Raw genomic sequence first — 19,379 nt, forward strand, 5'->3', positions numbered from 1 at the left:
TTGCCCAAATGGGCAGCCTTACATTTTGAATAAGTCCTCAACAAAAATTGTAAGTATCGAGTATTTTTATCATCAATATGGAAATCGAAGAATAACCCTTAGTAAGTGACAAAGCACTTTTACGAAAATCATAAATACTATTTTAGATGGACATTGAGATGCTAAATCATGTGTGGAGAAAGAATTGAAAAGGTGGTGCTTCCCGATGGCAGAATATACTCTGCAAATGAAAGACATCGTTAAGGAATACTACGGGAACCGCGTTCTTAAGGGTGTCAACCTACAGGTTAAACCAGGTGAAATCCATGCACTTCTAGGTGAAAATGGCGCTGGGAAATCAACGCTTATGAATATACTTTTCGGCATGCCCGTCATCCATAATACAGGTGGCTTTGAAGGTCAAGTCCTGATTAATGGAGAGCCTGTCAAAGTAAAATCACCTAAGGCGGCTATGGAAGAAGGTATCGGCATGGTTCACCAAGAGTTCATGCTCGTTCCCGGATTTACACTCACAGAGAACATTAAGTTAAACCGTGAAATAACAAAACCTAATCTTGTGAGCACAGTTTTTAGAAATAAAAATCTAGAAACTCTGGACCGCAAGACCATGGATCAGGATGCAAGAAAAGCCCTAGATAGACTGGGCATGAACATAGATGAATGGGTGAAAGTACAGGGTCTCCCTGTCGGACATATGCAATTTATTGAAATCGCCCGTGAAATTGATAAACTCGGCATTAAACTCCTCGTATTTGATGAGCCAACAGCGGTTCTCACTGAATCTGAAGCAGACAACTTAATCGCCGCTATGAAAAAACTGGCTTCATCAGGTATTTCAATACTATTTATCACGCACCGCCTTGATGAAGTTATGCAGGCAGCCAACAACATTACCATTCTTAGAGACGGCGAACTTGTTGCAACAAGAGCTGTTGAAGACACTGATGTTTTAGAACTTGCAGAGCTCATGGTTGGTCGAAAGGTCGAAGTGACAAAGAAGGTTGAATCCAATGCTGATTCTATTAAAAATGATGTCACGCTCTCCATAAAAGATCTGCATGTTGCCATGCCTGGCGAAGAAGTTAAAGGCATTAATTTAGAAATACATAGGGGTGAAGTTCTTGGAATAGGCGGTCTAGCCGGTCAAGGCAAACTCGGTATTGCAAATGGTATATGCGGTATGTACCCATCCAGTGGTGACATTAAATTGAATGGACAAGCCCTTAAACTAAATGATACACGAAACGCCCTTGAACAAGGATTGGCTTTTGTTTCTGAAGATCGTCGAGGGGTTGGACTTCTTCTTGATTCCTCTATTGAGGATAATATCGTTGTCACAACCATGCAAGTTAAGGGAGAATATTTAAAGCGTTATGGACCATTCACCCAGGCCAACTATGGTCAGATTCGTGACCACGCGCTTCAAATGATAAAAGATCTAGACATTCGATGTACTGGACCTGCACAGCCCACACGTCGCCTTTCTGGTGGTAATCAGCAAAAGGTCTGTGTTGCTAGAGCTCTAACACTCCAACCAGATGTTCTCTTTGTTTCAGAGCCTACACGCGGCATTGATATTGGCGCTAAAAAACTGGTTCTTGATCTTCTGGTAAAACTCAACAAGGAAATGGGAATGACGGTTATTATCACATCGAGTGAACTGGCTGAACTGCGTGCAGTTTGTGACCGTATTGCCATTGTTACTGAAGGTAGAATTGAGGGCGTTCTTACACCGGATGCACCTGATAGAGATTTCGGTCTTATGATGTCTGGTGAATATCACAAAGTTATGAAAAGCAAGGAGGCGATCTCATGAATGAAGCAATCAGAGACTTCACGAGGAAAGTAGGGATCCCGCGTTTAATCATTTCCTTATTTTTCGTATTTCTTTGTATTTCATCAGTATCTTTAGGACTTCCATTTGCCTCCTTATCTTCTGATACACTCAGACGTTTTGGTATGAATGGTATCCTTGTACTCGCTATGATTCCATCAATACAGTCAGGGCTTGGTCCTAACTTCGGCCTGCCACTAGGCATTATTTGTGGCATTCTAGGCAGTGTTCTTGCCATTGAGCTTGGTCTAGTCGGCCTTGCAGGCTTTTGGGGCGCAATCATTATTTCAATGCCTTTTGCCATCGGCGTGGGCATTGCATACGGTATAATGCTTAATAAAATCAAAGGTTCTGAGATGCTTGTTGCCACATATACAGGATTCTCAATCGTCTCCTTTATGAGTATTGTATGGATTCTGATTCCACTAAAAAGTCCCGAAATGGTTTGGCCAATCGGTCGTGGTCTTCGTGTTACAATCGCCCTAGACTCGACATTTGGAAACATTCTAAATAACTTTATGCAAATCAATATTGGAAAACTCAGTATTCCTACAGGTCTACTTCTCTTCTTCTTTGCAATGTGCGCACTGGTCTTTGTCTTTAACCGATCAAAGATGGGCATTGCCATGAAGGCGACAGGAGACAACCCGACATTTGCTCTTGCTTCTGGTATTGATGTTGACTTCTACCGTATTGTTGGTTCAGTCCTATCGACAACTTTAGCTTCTATAGGTATTATAGTTTACGCTCAAAGTTACGGTTTTGTTCAGCTTTACCAAGCGCCACTCATGATGGCCTTCCCAGCGGTTGCTGCCGTACTTATTGGCGGTGCCTCTGCTAGAAAAGCAAAAATTTCTCACGTTATTATTGGTACCTTCTTATTCCAGGGTCTGCTCACAATCGCACTCCCTGTAGCCAATGAAGCGATCAAGGTTGGTAACCTTTCAGAGGTTCTCCGTATGATCGTACAAAATGGTATCATCTTATACGCACTCACAAAAGTTGGAGGTGAATCATAATGTCAGAAATCACAAATGTTTCTCCAGCTGTAGAAGAGATTCCTTTTTCAAGAAAAATAAAGAACTTTATGATCAACTACAGTGTTACGATTCTGTTCGTTATACTCGGTGTTGTTGGGGCTTGGCTTTCTGGCTTACCGCCATTTTTCCTACTCAACGAACTCTTAACACGTATAACACGTAACTCTTTCCTTGTTCTTTCACTCCTAATACCTGTTCTTGCAGGGATGGGACTTAACTTTAGTATTACAATTGGTGCTATGGCCGGACAAATGGCTATTGTCCTTGTTTCACACTGGGGTATAGGTGGTTTCCCTGGTTTCCTTCTGGCTGTTGCTATAGCGGCACCATTTGGTATCGTCTTTGGTATCTTGACAGGTCGTCTACTGAACAAAACTCGTGGACAGGAAATGATCGCTTCCATGATCACTGGCTTCTTCGCCAATGGTATCTATCAGTTCATATTCCTCTTCGCACTCGGTACGATTATTCCTTTCTCTGACCCTAAAATGATGATGTCTGGCGGTGTTGGTATTCGAAACACTGTCGATTTATCTGGAGATGCAGGCATTAAATATGCCTTAGATGGACTTGTGAAATGGCCTTTCTTCTACGTTTTAATGGCTGGATGCGCTTTAGGCGCTCTCTATTTCATCAAAAAAATCTATTTGAGTCGAGAAATGAAACAACTGGCTATGCAAAAACGTAAGAATGCGGCCAACCTCATTCTTTGCCTTCTTGGTGTCGGGGTTGCTTCATGGGTTATGTTTGCAAAGAACCTACCGATGCAAGTGGCCATGATGAAAAATCTTCAGCTTCCAGTCATAACAGCACTTGTTATCATTGGACTGTGTATATTCAACATTGTCATTGTACGGACCAAGCTTGGCCAAGATTTTAGAACGGTTGGGCAAGATCAGCACATTGCTCAAGTTGCCGGCATTCACGTTGATAAAGTCCGTATTATTGCCATCACCATTTCTATGGTGCTTGCTGCATGGGGGCAGATTATATTCCTACAAAACATGAGTGTTCTCAACACCTATGGCAGCCACGTTCAAATTGGTATGTTCTCCGTTGCAGCCCTTCTCATCGGTGGTGCATCTGTATCAAGAGCCACTGTTGGTCAGGCAATACTAGGGGTTATCCTATTCCATACACTCTTTATCGTTTCTCCTAAAGCCGGTCAAAACATGTTCGGCGATGCACAGATTGGTGAATTCTTCCGTGCATTTGTAGCTTATGGCGTTATCGGTGTTTCTTTAGGACTCCATGCGGTTCGTAAAATGCATGAGGCTAAAAAAGGATAGATTCCAACACATCAAGGTTTCAACTGTATAACCTCCTTCTCCAACGTTATAGGTTTATACGTAAAAAAACGGAACGACTCAAAAGAGTCGTTCCGTTTTGTTTTTTGATCCCTACTCGTTTTTTGATCCCTACTCATAGTAGAGGCTCCCCCATTAACTCAGTCATCATGGCATACTGCTTAGGCGTCCATCCATACTTGTTTTTAAAAAGCCTAATAAAATACGACACATTTTCATATCCCAGCTCGTAGCAAACCTCTGTTACATTTTTAGATTTTAGCATATCTCTCGCTCTTGCCAGTTTAAAATTACGGATATATTCCGTGGGAGAAGACCCCGTCACATTTTTAAACTGTCTTGAAAAATTCGACTCTGACATATTCACCACCCATGACAACTCTTTGACTGTTATTGGATTGTTTATATTCTCTTGAATATATGCAATCGCAATAGCAATCGGATGATTCTTATCACTGTGCAAAATATGATAGGCGCCTTTCATTTTTAAAAGTTCATAAACCATTTCCTGTGCATAAAGATCAATAAGAAAAGATTTGTTGATTTCCCTGCTAAAGTAGGTCCTTACAATCTTATCAATATCAAACTTCAAGGCACTTTTATTCTCTCCTAAAAATGTTTTGTTACACAACTTAAAATTCGTTAAATTTGTATCAATGTCCATTTGAACTTTATCACCCACTTTATCAATAAGAGCACCGCTCATTTCAAGGACAAGGGCTTTGGTGGATGTTTTCATATGCATGTCTACATGGGAATGAGCCGGCAGGAGTACAAATTGGTCTTTACCATAAACGAACTCCCTTCCATCATTGATTTTAACCTGCTTTTCACCTTCAATCACAGTGCACAGTCTAACGTATTCGTATGATTTATATGTGTCTGTAAACTGACTGGGAAGGTCATAATAAAGGAGTCTTAGGTGCTCTGTTTCAAATCGATCCAGTTTTTCTAGTTGTCGGCTAAAATTTTGCATCATGGTTTTCACCTCCATTTCAATATGAAATTGTCTTGCTCATATTTTCCTTTCTTCTCTTCATACTTAATTCAAAGTGCGGACATATATCTATACACAAACCAATACTTATGAAGAGTCTACCCGAGCCAAAACTACGTAATCCGTTCATTTTACTTGCCTCTCCGCTTTTCTATCATATCAGAAAAACCATCAAAATATTTAATGAAATCAAATCTGGACTACTTTTTGGATAGAATTGTTAGTTTTCACTGACAGAATATATTATATTTAAATTGTTAATACTTTATCAGGATTACAGGAGGAAAATTATGAGCACTATGATGTTTTTTATGCCGTCAGTCAACTTGATGGGGCCGGGAGCACTCACCGATGCAGGTGCGCAAATACAAGCTCTTGGATTTAAAAAAGCTCTCATCGTTACAGATAAAGTTCTAAATGATATAGGTCTTGTGAGTAAACTCACTGGCGTCTTAAGCGAGCGTAATGTGGACTATATAGTCTTTGATGGCACACAAGCCAACCCAACCGTAGGCAATGTTGAGTCTGGTCTTAAACTTTTAAAAGACCATAACTGCGACTTTGTCATTTCCTTTGGTGGCGGTTCACCCCATGACTGTGCAAAGGGCATTGCACTTGTGGGCGCCAATGGAGGCAGTATTAAAGACTATGAGGGCGTGGATAAGTCAAACAAGCCCCAGATGCCTTTGGTGGCTGTGAATACCACAGCAGGAACAGCCAGTGAAATGACACGTTTTTGCATTATTACCGATGAAGACCGCCACATAAAAATGGCCATTGTCGATAAAAACACAACGCCGATTATTTCAGTGAATGACCCACTGCTTATGGTCGATAAACCCGCTTCTTTAACGGCTGCAACAGGTATGGACGCCCTGACACACGCCGTTGAAGCTTACGTTTCAACCATAGCAACACCGGTTACAGACGCTTGTGCACTTCAAGCTATTACACTGGTTTCTGAGCATCTTCGGGGGGCTGTTGAAAACGGCAAGGATGAGCACAAGCGTGACCGCATGGCCTATGCTCAGTTCCTTGCTGGCATGGCTTTCAACAATGCAAGTCTTGGGTATGTACACGCAATGGCACACCAGCTTGGCGGATTTTACGATCTCCCTCATGGCGTTTGTAACGCCGTTCTTCTTCCCCATGTTCAGCAGTACAATGCTTTAGTTGCTCCGAAACGTCTCAAAGATGTGGCGGGGGCTATGGGCGTGAACACAGAGGGCATGAGTGATACAGAAGGTGCACAGGCAGCTATTGACGCCATTAAAAACCTGTCTTCTGACATTGGTATACCAGCTGGCCTTTCAGATTTAGGCGCTAAGGAAGAAGACCTTAAAACACTTTCTGAAAATGCCCTTAATGACGCTTGTGGATTCACAAATCCAAAACAAGCCACTCTTGAAGAGATTATGGACATTTATAGAAAGGCTATGTAAGTCCACCCTTTATTTGCGGACTGCAAGAGGACTTTTATAGCTCTTTAAGCATGTTCCGTACATACATAAAGGCTTGGGATAAAAATCCCAAGCCTTTTATTATTTTTACTCTATATTAGTATTTGCTTATACTATTTCTGATTCGGTCCACTTTTAAACCATATGTGGACATCTGTGAATCCATAGTATTTGTAAAGTTTATTTGCTAAACACATACACTCTTATGATTTGCCTTTTATCCAAACAAATACCCTGTGAACATTTTAATTCGCTTTCGCATATTTTTTTCTGCTCTTCTAGTTAAAGTATTTATCAAGAAGGGCTGTAAAACGGCTGTCTGATGCAATGTTTTTGAAGTCTTCATTATCTTCAAACCACTCGCGGCTATCCTCATCATCTTTTAATTTAAGCGCTTCTTCAAGATGATTGAGGGCCATATCCACATCTCCATTCATAGAGAGCACCAATGCATAATTGCACTGGAATGAATAATTATCGCTATATGTTTCTAAGCCCTTTTCAAAGGTATCCAGAGCCATCTCTCTTTTGCCGTTTAAAAACTGATAATATCCTATGTGAGAATATTGCTGTCCACTCGGTTCAAACTCATAAGCCATCCTAGAAGAGTCTTCAGCCTTTTCATACTCGCCTAAGGCCTCATGAACAAACGCCTTAACCTTATAGCCATAAGAAAACTCTTCATCAAGCTCAAATGATTTGTTTAAAAGTTCCATTGCTTCATCCAGACGATCTGATTCTTCATAAATCCAGGCTAGACCAGCATAGGCATAAGGAACCTCTGGTGCCACTTCAATAGCTCTTAGATAATAATACTCTGCTTGAGTATTATCCATTATCTTATGCTGGTATATATATCCCATTCGATTGTAAACATCAATGTTTTCTGAATCGTACTCTAAGAACATCTTATATGCTTGTGCGGCTTCTTCATAATAACCATCGTAATAGTAATCATCTGCAAGCACTTCATATATGGTTCCCAGTGACTCGTGATACGCATCCATCTCTGAATCCTGCATAATCTCTTCGACCATTGGTAAAACCATATCGCTACCATGCTGTAATATAGCTGTCTTGTAAACAGTACTAATCGCCTTATCATTACCATATACCACTGCCATTAAGTAACATTCCATCGCACTATCATATAACTCAGCTTTACTATACTTTTCACCAGCTGCTAAAAGACTAAACGAAATCAGTAGAGACTCTTTTTCCTCTTCACTAAGCCCTTCACCTGTTATCCTAAATGTCCAATTATTCTCTTGTCCAGCTGAATGTAAATATATCATTTCAAGACCCAAATCTGGATTCAAAACCTTAGCTGACTTTAAATCCTCAAGAGCAAGCATGTACTCTTTTTCTGCAATGTTTACCTTAGCCATCATCTGGTAGGCATAGTAGTGCCCGCCCGTTGTCTCATTAATATGTTCAAACATGGCATAGGCCTTGTCAAAGTCCTTTAGATGGTATCTTAAGTAGCCGATATTAAACATTAATTCTGTGTTTTCAGGATCCATTTCAAGTGCATGGGTTTCTGCCTGTATACGCTGTCTAAACTTGCCTTCTGTACTTAGGCGGTAAGCAATGTTTTTAAGCTCGTCCGCTGAATAAGACGCATATGTTTTACTTAAATCGTAAAAATACTTGGCTTCTTCATCCCTGCCAGACGCTTCAAAAATACTGCCAATGTTCAGAGCATGAATGTAATCTTTGGCTTTTGTGCATGACTCTATGCCATAGGTCTTGGCTAGATCAAACTGTTCTGTTTCAATAAGTGCACTAATTAAATACTCGTAAAGCACCTGTGTATCTTTACTCTCTATTACCATTTGCCCAAGAAGGGTTTCAAAGTCTTTTGTACTGTCTTGGTCTATTGCCATAACCTTCATGCGCATCATAGGATAGGTATAACTTGGCTCTAAAGAAAGGGCTTTTGTCATATATTCAAGAGCCTTGTCCTTGTCACCGAGTTTTTCATAGGCTGTGCCAATATTGGCGATTACCACAGGATCTTCTCCATCGATTGCATTTGCCGCATTAAAGTATTCAAGACCTTCTGTATAAAGTTCTTGTCGAAGCATCAAGACCCCATATTCATTTAGTAAATCCACATTATTTGGGTCTACAGCCAGCCCCTTATCCAAATACTTGGCAGCAAGATTATACTCTTCATACTCCCTGAATGTCGCAGCAATATTATGAATGGTTTCCACATCCAAATTGTCAAGAGCAAGGGCGCGTTCAAAGGAGATGACCGCCTGTTGTGGTTGACCCTTCACCAGTTGGATGGCGCCAATTTGAATATATACATCAATACTTGGCTGAATCTTGGCGGCCTTACTATAAAAATCAATAGCCCCATCATAATCACCAGTGATTGAGTTTATGTAGCCAATTTTCAGGTTGGCCATATAGCTGTTTGGATTCATATCAAGGGACTTTTCAAAGTTTTGCATGGCCATTTGATAGTTTTTATTCAGTTCATAAGCTTCTCCAAGCAGTATGTAGGTCTGTTCCCTGATTGAAGGCTCTTTTAGAGCGTTTGTGTAAGCCTCTACCGCCTTTTCATACTCACCCATGAGCCTGTAAGTGTTCCCCATAACCATATGAACACTATGGTTTTTAGGATCAAGTTTAAGCGCGGTTTGTAAATCCTTTTTACTTAAGACATACTCTCCATAAGCATTGTAGCCTTGTGCTCTTAATTTGTAGGCATCACTTGACCAGGGAAACTTCTCAACCATGTCAGAAGTGACCTGAATGAGTTCTTCAAAACGTTGGCCGTACAGGAGTGTGTTAGACAGTTCCATGTAGGCTTCATAGTAGTCAGGCTTCTCTTCTATGGCACTGATAAAGTAGGAAATTGCCACATCAAATTCCCCTTCCATCATGTGAAACTGTCCCAACTTTAAATTATGTTCATAAGACGTTTCCCCTTCTTCTGCGTAAGTCACAACCATCGAAGCTGATAAAAAACACATAAGAAAACCAAGTACAATTATTCTCTTTAAACTTTTCATATTAACCCCTTCCCCCTTATATCAACTGATACATTTTACCATATTAATGTATTAAATTACAGTTTATTCATTTATTCCACTTATAAATTTCCCAGTAAGCCTTATTATATGCTATCCCTTCACAAACCGCAGTGGTTTGCGTTCTTTAATAAAACAGAAAAATCCACTCAAGAGGCATCTATCACGGCTCCTCTCAAGCGGATTTCACATACGTCTTCCATACCTTATACACATATAATCCACACGAATTGTGGATTGTTTTAGTGACATTTGGAAGTACGGTGGCGCTTTTAACCCTTCATTAAATTGTTAGCCCCTGCTCATGCAAGCTTATTTCTTTAAAATATCTTCCACATGGATATTTACTTCTGATTCAATTTCCCCGGATTCCTTATCATATCTTGAATACTTGCCTATGATGGAATTGAACAAATAATGTGTGGAGACGACATCATACTTATTAAGAATCGCATAAGCCCCATTAATCAAAATCCGTCTGTGTCTGCTATTGCTTTTCTTAAACTCTTTAAACAAATAAGCGCGCATCTCTACAGACTGCACATTCATCATGTTGAAAAAGAAAATCAACTCATCATTACCGTACTTATTATTTATAATATCAATCACTGTATTAAGTCCCTTTTCATGAGTCAAACGAAGGAGGGCTAACATATCATATTTAAGCTTTCTGAGTTCCCCTTCAAAGGGTTTGTATTCAATAGCATCTGCAAGTTCTAACTCAACTGACTCATACTCACAGGGAGACCCTGAGTACTTTTTATTTTCAAGTAAAAAGTCACGTCCAAGAAGGAGCATTAAATAGTTAAAAATAGAGTCTGGCGTATAGCCCTTCATGATCATCATAACGCCTATACCTATAATGGATATTTTAGCGTAGTATGTATCACTTTTTTCAAAGCTCCGTGCATAGTTAAGCACAATTTCACGGATTGTTTCAAATTTTGTCCCACTCACGACCAACATGGCAAATAGGGTATAGGTCTTGTTCCTGGTGTAATTTGGTGACTTATCCAGTCTGAGCAGGCCCTCTTTTTCTGCATATAGGGCTTCTTGGTAGATCAGTGTCACATAGTCGTCAAACTTGAATTTTTCAAATAGAGTCAAGTTTTTTATCCGGTCTAAGTCAAAATCCCGTGCCAATTCTTCTAAGAACATTCTTTTCTCATTGTCCATAAAACCGCTCCTTTGTTTTGAATATTCTGAATATACTAATAACACTTTAGCACGAATCTTTGCCGATGTCGTACAGGGCGTCATATTTTGTATATTTACCCAAATTGTTTTTTAATTAACTGTTTGCCACCTGCAAAATATAGATTCGGGCATAAAGGAATAGAATTATAGTCTAGGTTTTTCTATGTGGTCTAGGGCAGAGAGAATTTCAATCATTGTTCTCACACTTTTTTCAGTATAATCTGTTGATCCAAAGCTTGCAATATAAGTCAGATCTGTGGTCGGGTTATAAAACATATTGGTTCCAAGAACCCCCATGTGCCCTTTCATGTCGGGTAAATAATCCAGCAAGAAAAAAAGGTCTTCAAACTTGATATTCATAAGCCCCAGTCCATATTCTATTCCCGGTTCAAATATATGATCAAAACGATTCATTTCCTCAAAAGTTTCCTGACCAAGCAGGGCGCCATCATAGATGCTCTTTACAAATGTCTCTAAATCAGCCAGTGTTGATACAAGACCCCCACCAGCCCAATCTATAGATAGACTTTTAAGTCCCTTTATATTATCTCCAAACAACCACACATCTGCGATTTCTGGCCGTAATCGATCTTCATGGTCATAGAACATAAGATAGGTGTCATTCATCTGAAGGGGCTGAAAAATCCTGCGATTTAAAGCCTCATAAAAGGGCATATTCAAAACGTCTTCCACCAGCTTTCCCAGTAAGATATAACCTGTGTCTGAATAATGATATGTTGAGCCTGGCTTATCAATTGCCCTTTGATTCTTCCCCGTGAACTCAATCAAGTCATCCGGCATCCACATTTTGTTTGGATTTTTTTTCATCACATCAAGAAATTTTTCTTGTCCTTGTGTCGGATCTTCGAAATAATCAGCCACACCACTTGTATGGCCAAGCAACATACGGACTGTAATCTGGTCTGAATAGTCGATGCCTTCATAGACAAATAAATCCCTTAAGAGACTGGTCTTCAGGTATTTTGAAACCGGATCATCAAAATCTATTTTGCCTTCCTGATGGAGTTGTCCGACGAGCACAGCGGTAAAGGTCTTTCCTATACTCGCCACGTGAAAGGGCTGATTCACATCAATGGGCTTTCCACCAAGCAGACCTGCTGAAAAGAATTTTCTAAATCCATGTTCTTTTGAGCAGACAAGCACAAGCGCCTGACTGACATGTTCATTTTTCTCAACAATCCTATTCAGTTTCTTTTGAATCCTATCTTCAATGGCTCCATGCGTAAGAGGTCTTAACCTTATAGCAAGTAAACGAACACCTGCAAACAAACGTCTAAAAACAGCAAGAGCGATTCTTTTAATAAGGAGCGTACGCTTCATTTCATCACACCTTCCATATATGTCACATAGTATTACTATTAGTAACATCTTTTTATATTACTAATAGTAATATTGTCGGAATGGTTTGTCAAGTCTCATAGAAAAAAGTATGATAGGATTATAGGTACGATCTAAGTACTATGGAGGTGGCTATGGAGCACATCATATTGGGACTGCTGATTTATAAAAGTTTGACGATTTATGAAATCAACAGTGCCTTCAAAGAAAGCCTGTCCCTAATTTATTCAGCGAGTTATGGGAGCATTCAAAACGCTATAAAAAAACTTCTAAAAAACGATATGATCACTTTCGTAGAAGAGGTAGACAAGGGTCGAAAGAAGAAGATTTATAGCATTGAACCTGCTGGGAAAGACGCCTTTTTCCAGTGGATGCAGGATGAAATTTCAGAAAGCAAGCTAGAGACAAACATGCTGATCAAGATTTACTTCCTAGGCTTTATTGATTCTAAACAAGCCCGTTTGTCTATTGTTAAAGATATTCTGGGCAAGGTCAGTGAAGCAGCACAAGAAATCAGTTCACTAAAAGAATCCCTCGACGAGTCCTTAAGCGAGGAAGACAAGATCTTTGCCAAGTATCCCCTTAAAACCTTAGATTATGGCGTCATGTCGCATGAGGCCGCTAAGAACTGGGTGAATGAAATTTATGAGACCATCAAAAAAGACACTAGAAATTAGATCTCTAGCGTCTTTTTTATTCCCTTTTAAACTGATCTCGTCTCTTAGCATTAGAAACCACCACCACCACCGATTGGTTTATCTCCAAGCGGTGTCAGGTGTCGCACTAATCCATTTATATCTTAACCGGCCTCCAAAAGCCTTTAAAAGCCTTTCAAAGTCTTAAGTAATGAGCTAATAGGCCTTGAGCTTACTCAAAATATACTTTCCACGGTTAAGGGGATCAACATAATTCTTAGATCGCTCCTTATAAATGCCCTCTGGTGTTTCCATATACTTATAGAAGACCTGGCTCAACATACCCATCCCGCTTGTTGCAGCAATAAATTTCTTTTCATAAGTGCGACTTGTCTCCACAGGCAGTTTTCCCCTAATGGTGAACTTACCGCCTTCTTCCACTGTCTCTGTATCAAAAGCCTTCATACTCAGCAGGTCTGCCATAATCCTTCCATAGTGATCCTGGTCCACTTTAATGGTGAACGTATTCACTGGCCACAGTAATTTGGTCTGAGCAATATTTAAAGCCTCCATAAAAACAATTGGTGATAGGTTTCTATAGTCAGAGGGTGTGCTGTCAACACTATTAAAAGCACCTTCAGTAATGGTTATTTTTGCATTGGTGATTTCCCAACCTTTCAAGCCCTCACAGAGGCTTCTTTCAATGCCATCAATTATGCCATTTTGAAAGGTTTGAGGTAAGTGTCCTGTTGAAACTTCTGAATCAATGACGACCCCTTCATCACAAGCTTCAACCCGCAGACCTACAGTCGCACAAAATGGATGGGCATCCACATACATATCCAGGACATAGTGTCCTATTCCTATGGGCATTTCCTTATAAATAATAGACGGTTCACTAAAAGTCACATCCACATCATACTTTTCTTTAATTTGAGACTGTATGATCTCCATTTGAATCTCACCAAACAAATTAAGATACAAATCTTTTGAATGGGGTTCAATATCATACTCAAGAAAGGGGTCACTTTCAGCCAAGTTGTCGATTATTTGAGCTAGGGTTCTTTTATCCTCTGCCAAAATCTTTGTGCGCAGGGTCGGTGTTCCAAGGGAGATTTTCTTGTAAGACGAAGGCTGGCCTATAACGTCGCCTACCCTGAGTTTTTCAGGTCCCATGAGAACCACAATATCATTACCATAGGCCTCTTTAACATAGTCTAGTTTTCCGTTTTCCATACGCTTTATGAAAGAAATCTTCTCATCACCAAGAACCTGACGACTCCTTATGCTCCCACTGTATAGGCGTGTGTAAATTTCCCTCTTGTCCTCTTTGTTTCTAACAATTTTAAAAACAACACCTTCCACCTGTCCGTCTCTTCTATAAGAACAAGTTGGAAGATAATTCACAATGGTTTCTAAAAGTCCATCCATGCCCACACCTTTAAGTGCACTGCCATAGCAGACAGGATATGCTCTTTTTGAATAGGACAGTCTTTGAAGGCTTGCATGCAAGACGTCTTTGTTTATGGTCTCTTCGTTTAGATAGCGCTCTAAAAGGACATCGTCATATAGGCTTAAGTCATCAATCATTGTTTTGGACTCAAGCAAGTCCCCAATAAGCAAAGCGCCATCCCTCTGGATGACATTTTGTATGGGAACAATGTTTTGACACAGGTCCACTTTTATATTCTCTATGACCTGATCGACATCAACGCCCCTTCGATCCATCTTATTTATAAAGAAAACGATTGGTTTTCCTAGTTTTTTGAGTGATTCATATAAAAGAATTGTATGGGACCGAACCCCCTCTTTTGCTGATACAACAAGAACAGCTCCATCAAGCACACTCATGGCCCTCTCCACTTCAGCCACAAATTCCACATGACCTGGAGTGTCGATTAGATTTATTTTTACATTCTTATGGGTAAAAGATACCGGTGTAGACTGTATTGAAATACCTCTTTTTCTTTCGAGATCCATGGTGTCTGTTACTGTATTTCCTGTGTCCACTCTTCCAATTTTTCGGGTTGCACCTGCTAAATAGAGCAAATTCTCTGTGACTGTTGTCTTTCCAGCGTCAACATGTGCAAATATCCCTATATTCATAATCTTTTCTGTCAAATTCTACCTCACTTAAGTTCGTTTGATTGGCCTTCACATTCGAATTAAGTTTGTTCATTAACATACCATCACGCTCCTTAAATGGGTTCTTTTAACATTAGATAAGATGATTATATCATTAAAATTATTTTAACGTCAATGATGAATACACTTTTTCTTGTCCTACCTGGTCATGATTTAAAATAGCCTTTAAAAATGACCAAGCGGCCGTTTGTAAAAGCACGATCAGACATGGCAAAAATAAATCCGCTTACCCATCGTATTGTAAAACGTGGTTAAGCGGATTGGTATATGGATTCTACTTGATATTATGCTTCCTTGTCAAAGGGTTCATTTAGGAACGCTGTCCCCTCAAGGACAAATCGACCGTCCTCAATAATAAGCACTTCACTGCCGTCCTCTTTTAAAACTGAAATTTTCTTCAGGCCATCATAAGGCAAAGTGATGTCTGTGTGACAATTTGTATAAGCCTTGTTAATGTCTTCTTTCCGCTTTATAGAGTGTTCATTGTCTTTTGCAACAATTTCTTTGTCATCAATTTCATTGTAGACAGGCGTATCTTCTCCAAAAGAGAAACACGTGTCCCCCACAGCAAAGTGCGGCCCCATCTTTTCAACAATCAGTATAGGCAACTTGTCTGTTATATCGTATTTTTGCGAAATAACATAGGCCAACGTGTTGGTTCCAATGGCAAATTCACCAAGGGGCAGGGTGTCATGTGGGAAGAGTAGGTTTTCTTTGATGTACCTCTTGTTGTCTTCCTCGTTTTCAAAATTTGAGCATGTGTACTCAGTGACATAACCATCTTTAAAAGTCAGCTTCAAATCCTTATAATTAAAGCCTTCTAAATAGACTTTTTCAAGATGGAGCAGCCCGTTTGTATTCTTCAAAACTGGTGATGTAAACACTTCACCTACAGGGATATTGACATCTGCCACACAGTTTACAAAATTGGTTTGCTTTTGAGGGTCATCCAGTTCCTTTAAAGCCACCACAATATCGGTTTCATTGTCACCACGACCAAGTACATGAACTTTTCTTCCAGAGTCAAGGGCATCTATTATTGTCTTTTGAACCTTTTCGTAAGCATCACTGTTTAACATGTTAATGCGGGCTATGTCTTCAAAAATAGCTTCAAACTGGTCTCCAATTTCCGGTGTTGGGAAGGCCACTATATTAAAGCTTCTCTCTTTCTCTGGCACATATTCTTCTGTAATGATTCTAGCTATGTTCCTTATGTCTTGATAGTGGGTCTGCTGTTCATCTTTTAAAGTGATTCTAGCTTCATTGCTTACTGGACTGAAAGGGTCTTCACCAAATTTTTCAATGTAAAGAATACCAGAGTAGTCGTGGAGAGCATCCTTCTCTTGTTCACATATTTCTTTGCGCTTGCCCTTATAAAACTCTGCGATTTCTTCATCCAAGTAAAGGGCTATATCGAACTTGTGATCATAACCATACTGCTTATTTACATCTGTTGATGCCACTTCATCCACAAAACCATTTAAATTATTGTCCTTTAAGATCTCAATAATACGTTTTGTGAGTTTTTCAAGACCTGCCACTGTTATCACACGAACATTGTGTCTTAGGGTGATGTCTTTGCCGTCACGTCTAAAACCATCAATATATGCTTTCACAATGGTGGTGGCAAGTTTTTCAATTTTCTCATCAGGATAGGTTTTCATAAACTCAAATGTTTTGCGTTCATTGTCACCTACATAAATTCCGTATTCATACAGGTAATTTGGAGAAGTCAGGTCTGAAGTCATAACAATATCAGTCAATCGAGTCATTTGAGCGCCCAGGGTTTCCTTGGCAAAAGTCTCTGAGCCGTAGATAATATCATCTTTTGAAAATTCCTTAATAATACTGCGGACCGCTTCCACCTTGTGATCAAGAAGGGCTTCATAAGACTTTATGAACAAGTCATAGACACTTGATATTCTAAATATTTTACGACTATAGGCAAAGTTATAGCACGTTCTTGCCTTTGCATATATAAAGCTCAGCATTTGTCCCACTGTTTGACCGTATAAATCGACACAAACCACTGGATTGGCAAATGACTGATCATAATTTTTAGGCAGTATTTCCTTATAACGTTTTTCGTTCTCTGCCCTCAGCGACGCCAAGCTTGTATCTTGGTGCTCAGGATCATTTAAATGTTCGACCAGTTTTGAGACATCTATCAGGCGTTCTGCTGTCTGTTTAAAATAAGATGCATAAGGGCCTGATTGCCTTCTTGAATTGTCTCTAATTCTTTTAAGGGCCTGAATTTGTTTTTCATATGCATCCCTGTAATTGTCATTTCTTTCTTTGTAGATGTCACGATATGCCATGTTCTTCCTCCACTTCATTTTCCTATTCTATGACTCACTTTTGTCCATACTTTTGCCTAGATTTATACGTCTATCATTTCTTTATCCCCATTAGCCCCAATTAAATGCTTGACACTCACCAAGTAACCTATTTAAATCCGACGAATGACTTACTTTTTTAAAGTAGCATATTTCTTCCTTATGTTTCTTTCTCCTTTTGTCATCGAAAGTCCTTCAAAACATTAAACATATTTGAATGTATTAAAAAAATTATATATCCAAGCCATGATTTATAATCTATCATGTGTAAACGGCCTTTTTCCCTCTAACATATAGTAAAATCCGCTTAATGCATGTACATACATGCATTAAGCGGATTCATTCACATCCCCGTCATATAGATTTAATGACAGGGACTCATCTTGTTTAATTTTTAAACTTCAGCATCAACTAGCCTGCAATAAAGCCCCACAGGGAGTTAATAAAAACAACTGCAATGGCCACTGGTCCGACAAACTTAACCAGGAATGCCCAAAAACCTGATAGACCAAATGCAAGAGCCCCGCCATTTGAAGCTTCATCAATGGCTTTATCTGTACCCCATACCCATCCTACAAAGATGCATAGAAGCAGACCACCTAAAGGCAGCATAACATTAGATGTTAGGAAGTCGAACAGGTCAAAGAAGTTCATTCCGAATAGGATTTTGAAATCTGACCAAATGCCAAATGAAAGCGCCGAAGGCACACCAACAGCAAATACAGCTGCCCCCAGTGTCAAGGTCGCTACTTTTCTATTGAGACCAAACTCATCTACAGCATAAGATACACAAACTTCAAGTAGTGAAATCGATGATGAAAGGGCTGCGAAAAGTACCAGAACAAAGAACAGTGTACAGAACACAATCCCCATTGGCATAGCTGAGAATACTGCAGGAAGTGTTACAAACATAAGTCCCGGGCCACCTGCTGGCTCAAAACCAAAGGCAAATACCGCTGGAAGTGTTGCAAGACCTGCAAGCAGAGCCACACCTGTATCTAGAAGCGGAATAATTGTAGCACTCTGTGGAATGTTCTCCTGATCCGGCAAGTAACTTCCGTATGTGATCATACATCCCATACCCAAACTTAGGGAGAAGAATACTTGACCAAGGGCATTGAGTACAACCCCCATGGATAGTTTAGAAAAATCCGGTACCAGAAGATACTTAATGCCTTCTACAGCCCCAGGAAGTGTACATCCACGAATAGCCAGTAGAATAATAATAACAAAAAGTGCAGGCATCATGACCTTGCTGGCTTTTTCAATACCACCGCCAACACCGCCGATAACAATGCCTAAAGTTGCAAGCATGAATAAAGCATGGAAGAATATTGATCCCCATGTTGAAGAAACAACTGCGCCAAACATGCCTTCAATAACCGATGCATCTGTATTGGTCAGACCACCTGTCACCGCTGTGATTAGATACTTAATCACCCATCCGCCGATAACACTGTAATAAGAAAGAATCATAAATCCGGTTGCAATGCCCAGGCCACCTACCCAAGACCATTTTTTACTGATCTTTCTGTAAGCACCAATTGCATTTAGTTTAGTGTGTCGACCGAGTACAAGTTCTGCAAGCATCAAGGTAAAACCAACAAGGAATAGCATGATGAAGTATACCATTACGAAGGCTCCACCACCATTTTTTCCTGCAACATATGGGAACTTCCATAGGTTACCTAGTCCAACCGCTGATCCTGCTGCAGCCATAATGAAACCAATTTTTGACCCCCATTGGTCACGGCCGCCATCACTACTTAGATTAGCCATTTTACACGCTCCTTTTCCCCAAGCCACAATTGTGGCTTTCAATTTTAACCGATTTCACACATTGGTAATATGATTTCGGCGTTTCCCACAACACCGACCTATATTGTTATAAAATTATCAGGCAGTTGAAAGTTCCAAGTCCCTTAATTTCATAACGCATTATAGTATACAATCATACCAACCCCCAATTATTACTTTCAGTTCATAAAAATACCCCAACGGTGACCATTTTACAGCGCGAACTCA

General features: G+C 39.9%; 12 protein-coding genes. 5 read left to right on the forward strand and 7 right to left on the reverse strand.

What is annotated here, in order from left to right; translation table 11 throughout:
• Window positions 1-205 precede the first annotated feature (205 nt).
• Genes ACQ4KW_RS20230 through ACQ4KW_RS20240 form a run of 3 tightly spaced genes read left to right on the forward strand, consistent with a single transcriptional unit; the run spans window position 206 to window position 4,163 of the window.
• Window positions 206-1,816, forward strand: coding sequence for a sugar ABC transporter ATP-binding protein (locus tag ACQ4KW_RS20230; protein ID WP_430884243.1), 1,611 nt, complete (start codon window positions 206-208; stop codon window positions 1,814-1,816).
• The gene (locus ACQ4KW_RS20235) at window positions 1,813-2,853 is read left to right on the forward strand and encodes an ABC transporter permease subunit (RefSeq protein WP_430884244.1); all 1,041 of its coding nucleotides are present in this window, start codon (window positions 1,813-1,815) and stop codon (window positions 2,851-2,853) included. The genes ACQ4KW_RS20230 and ACQ4KW_RS20235 overlap by 4 nt, the downstream gene beginning before the upstream one ends.
• A complete protein-coding gene (locus ACQ4KW_RS20240) occupies window positions 2,853-4,163 on the forward strand; it encodes an ABC transporter permease subunit (protein ID WP_430884245.1) in 1,311 nt (436 codons plus the stop codon). Before ACQ4KW_RS20235 ends, ACQ4KW_RS20240 begins: the two co-directional genes overlap by 1 nt.
• 133 nt (window positions 4,164-4,296) lie before the next feature.
• Here ACQ4KW_RS20240 and ACQ4KW_RS20245 read toward each other — a convergent pair whose 3' ends face one another.
• On the reverse strand, window positions 4,297-5,160 hold the full coding sequence (locus ACQ4KW_RS20245; RefSeq protein ID WP_430884246.1) for a helix-turn-helix transcriptional regulator: 864 nt from the start codon (window positions 5,158-5,160) through the stop codon (window positions 4,297-4,299).
• 308 nt (window positions 5,161-5,468) lie between these two features.
• On the opposite strand from ACQ4KW_RS20245, the gene yiaY reads away from it, so the two are divergent.
• Window positions 5,469-6,620: an L-threonine dehydrogenase gene (gene yiaY, locus ACQ4KW_RS20250; RefSeq protein WP_430884247.1), complete on the forward strand. Its 1,152-nt coding sequence runs from the start codon at window positions 5,469-5,471 to the stop codon at window positions 6,618-6,620.
• A gap of 296 nt (window positions 6,621-6,916) precedes the next feature.
• On the opposite strand, the gene ACQ4KW_RS20255 is transcribed toward yiaY, so the two are convergent.
• The 3 genes from ACQ4KW_RS20255 to ACQ4KW_RS20265 form a co-directional block, all read right to left on the reverse strand.
• Complete coding sequence (locus tag ACQ4KW_RS20255) at window positions 6,917-9,664, reverse strand: tetratricopeptide repeat protein (RefSeq protein ID WP_430884248.1); 2,748 nt, start codon at window positions 9,662-9,664, stop codon at window positions 6,917-6,919.
• Window positions 9,665-9,994: 330 nt separating this feature from the next.
• Window positions 9,995-10,858: a hypothetical protein gene (locus ACQ4KW_RS20260; RefSeq protein WP_430884249.1), complete on the reverse strand. Its 864-nt coding sequence runs from the start codon at window positions 10,856-10,858 to the stop codon at window positions 9,995-9,997.
• Between the two features lie 165 nt (window positions 10,859-11,023).
• Window positions 11,024-12,220 carry a serine hydrolase domain-containing protein gene (locus ACQ4KW_RS20265; RefSeq protein ID WP_430884250.1) on the reverse strand — a complete coding sequence of 399 codons (1,197 nt, stop codon included), beginning with the start codon at window positions 12,218-12,220 and terminating at the stop codon, window positions 11,024-11,026.
• A gap of 152 nt (window positions 12,221-12,372) precedes the next feature.
• Between ACQ4KW_RS20265 and ACQ4KW_RS20270 the strand changes: the two genes are divergently transcribed.
• Window positions 12,373-12,915: a helix-turn-helix transcriptional regulator gene (locus tag ACQ4KW_RS20270; RefSeq protein WP_430884251.1), complete on the forward strand. Its 543-nt coding sequence runs from the start codon at window positions 12,373-12,375 to the stop codon at window positions 12,913-12,915.
• Between the two features lie 174 nt (window positions 12,916-13,089).
• On the opposite strand, the gene ACQ4KW_RS20275 is transcribed toward ACQ4KW_RS20270, so the two are convergent.
• The 3 genes from ACQ4KW_RS20275 to ACQ4KW_RS20285 form a co-directional block, all read right to left on the reverse strand.
• Entirely contained in the window at window positions 13,090-14,994 is a 1,905-nt protein-coding gene (locus tag ACQ4KW_RS20275; protein ID WP_430884252.1) for a GTP-binding protein, read from the reverse strand.
• Window positions 14,995-15,302: 308 nt separating this feature from the next.
• On the reverse strand, window positions 15,303-17,336 hold the full coding sequence (locus ACQ4KW_RS20280) for an aminopeptidase (protein ID WP_430884253.1): 2,034 nt from the start codon (window positions 17,334-17,336) through the stop codon (window positions 15,303-15,305).
• A gap of 429 nt (window positions 17,337-17,765) precedes the next feature.
• Window positions 17,766-19,133 carry a sodium-dependent transporter gene (locus tag ACQ4KW_RS20285; RefSeq protein ID WP_430884254.1) on the reverse strand — a complete coding sequence of 456 codons (1,368 nt, stop codon included), beginning with the start codon at window positions 19,131-19,133 and terminating at the stop codon, window positions 17,766-17,768.
• Window positions 19,134-19,379: the final 246 nt, after the last annotated feature.

This window comes from Tianxiuia mixotrophica (assembly GCF_050596425.1).
GTDB lineage: Bacteria > Bacillota > Clostridia > Peptostreptococcales > Acidaminobacteraceae.